Source organism: Algoriphagus sp., assembly GCF_024642405.1.
Classification (GTDB): domain Bacteria; phylum Bacteroidota; class Bacteroidia; order Cytophagales; family Cyclobacteriaceae; genus Algoriphagus.
In genome coordinates this window covers 1-2,816 of record NZ_JAHEBC010000445.1, presented here as the reverse complement: position 1 = coordinate 2,816, position 2,816 = coordinate 1, and the positions used below count along the sequence as shown (strand labels likewise).

Genomic DNA, 2,816 nt, shown 5'->3' with positions numbered 1-2,816 from the left:
TTGTTTATATCTATTTTGGTTTTAAATGAATGCTTTTTTAATGTATTGATAATAAGCGGAATAAACACTATGAACAGACACCTGATGAAATAAACATTCACGGTCGCTTTTGCAAAGCCTATCTATTTATTGTTAAAGAGTAGGGGGGAATTTTCTTTTAGTAATGGGAATATACCCGCAAGTCACCAAATTCCTTACTCGGTATTTTTTGGATTCTAGCTCTTTAAGTCTAGATAAAATAGAGGATATAATCTCGAAGTACTTTCGGAAGATTTAAAATCCTATGAGCTAGGTTCAGGATTCCTTCCACGATGGCTATCGGGACCTGAACAGCTGGCTTACGCAATAGTCAATAGCTTCCTGTCTTGTACATCCAAAAGCATGGCTGCTATGTAAAAACATAGTAAATCAGTTACTCAACAATACTTAACATCTCTTCAATATGGTTTTTAAACCCACGGAGTGTATTGGTTAATATTTTAATTTGATCCGCTGCTTCCTCCCAATTTTCTTGTTCAATCGCTTCTCTAACTCCGGGCAGAGTTTTAACTCCGTAACCTGTATAAAAACCAGGGGCATATAGTTGGTGCTTGTACCAAGGCCTTCTAGGTAATCCGGCTTCATTAATTAAGGCCTGCTCGGTTATCAATAACTTCTCATTCAACTTATTACTTTTGGCCTGATCTAGGTTGCTGAAATCCTTCGCAGAGAAATCAGTAATTACTTTATTTAATGCGACCATTTCATTTTGAAGAGAGGTGAAATCCAAGTAAGGAATTAACTCCTTTTTCCCAGGTTTCGCCAAATTCTTTTTAGGATCTGTTGCCAGTTCAAATACATTTTTTTCAACCAATGTATTATGTTTTTCAACAGCTGCACGCATACCATCAGTAAGCTTGATTAATTCTGACATATACCCGGAAACTGTTTGGTTCCATTGTTGAAATTCAAATGGTAACACATCCGAATTAGCCAATCGAAGGACAATTCTTCCTGCTGTTTTTGCTAATGCAATTCCATATTCGAAATCCGGATCTTTGAATTGCTTATAATGTGTATAGGTATCATAGATAGTATGATACTCGCCACCGGCATTTTCTGCGAAATACCCTAAATTTAATGAAGCAATCCCAGCATGTTGGATGAAAGGCGAATAGTCTGAACCAGAACCTAAGGCACCTAATCTAAAATTTCCATCACCGCCATTTAATAAATCAAAAGCACTTCTTCGCTTCTTAACAGAAACTCCTGTTTGAGGATCCACCACATCGTCAGCTATTTCTGAAAACATAGCCTGAAGGGTATGTGAACCTCCTGCAAACAAAAAGCCTCTTCCATTAGAATCTGAATTGACATATGCCACCACTTTCTTCTGCAATTCATCTTTGTGGTCTTCTACCCATTCGGTAGATCCGATCAAACCAGGCTCTTCAGCATCCCACGCACAATAAACTAAAGTTCTTTTTGGTTTATAACCAGCTTTCACCAATTCGCCTATTGCGCGTGCTTCTTCGAGCAGTGCTACCAACCCACTGATAGGGTCATTGGCTCCATGTACCCATGCATCATGATGATTTCCTCGCATTACCCATTGATCAGGAAAAACATCCCCTTTCATTTTGGCTATTACATTATATATCGGCTTAAGTTCCCAATCAAATTCAAGCTTCAAATGAACCATTGCCGGGCCTGGGCCTACGTGGTAGGTGATTGGCAATGCCCCTTTCCAAGAATCAGGGACAACCGGGCCACCAAGTGCTTTTAAAAGCGGCAATGCATCTTGATAAGATATGGGTAGTACTGGGATTTTGGTAATCGTTGGAGCATCTTTCCGATCGAGCCGCTTGGCATCTTTTGTGGCTGCATAACCTGGAGTAAGTACATCGCCCGGGTAAAGTGGCATGTCCATTACTGACCCGCGTTGTACACCAGTTTCGTTTTTAAAAGCTCCCTCAGGATAAGTATCGCCTCTATAATAACCATCATCTTCTGGATCAGAATAAATGATACAGCCTATTGCTCCTTTTTCTGCGGCCAATTTAGGTTTAATCCCTCGCCAAGACCCAGCGTATTTGGCAATTACAATTTTACCTTTAACATCTATCCCTAGCTTCTCTAGCTCTTCATAATCAGCAGGGATGCCATAGTTGACAAAAACCAATTCTGCCTCTACATCACCATCTTTTGAAAAGGCATTATAACTTGGTAAAAGCTCATCTTTTTGTTGTGTGTACTTATCCTCTGCAATAGGAATTGCAGAAAGTTTCGCTTTATAAGATGTTGGTTTGGTGAGCTCTAGCAGCCTAATTTTTGGATAAGGAAACAGGACATGATAGGTTTCAATTTTAGCGTCAAATCCCCAAGATGTAAATTGTTCAATCATCCATTCTGCATTTTGACGACCATATTCCGTTCCTACGTAATGGGGCCTATCGGATAATAACTGCATCCATTCATCTAAATTTTTAGAAGAAAGTTGGGCATCAAATGCATCCTCTAATTTATTTTGGCTTTCGATATTAGCTGCCTTAAAGCCAATAATGCTATTTTGAGCGACTGATGTTAGTGATAACATGCATGCGGCTGCTACTATAAAAATTCTAAGCATGATTCTTTCAGTTAAATATTATTTTTTATGATTATCCGCAATGATGCCAGTCACCTTAAATTCTTTGCTTATCTGGTCGGAAGACCGATGACCGAAGCAGCCTAAAATTTACAGTTAAGCTTATTTTGTATTGCATTAGTCTCCTTACTGGTAGAATTGCGGATATACACATTATTTTTCATTCATGATAGTGGGTTCACCATTTAGA

General features: G+C 38.9%; 1 protein-coding gene. It reads right to left on the bottom strand.

Annotated elements, in window-relative coordinates; translation table 11 throughout:
- Window positions 1–412: 412 nt before the first annotated feature.
- Window positions 413–2,608, bottom strand: a complete 2,196-nt coding sequence (locus Q0L68_RS19115; RefSeq protein ID WP_296705847.1) for a M28 family metallopeptidase — start codon at window positions 2,606–2,608, stop codon at window positions 413–415.
- Between the last annotated feature and the right edge of the window lie 208 nt (window positions 2,609–2,816).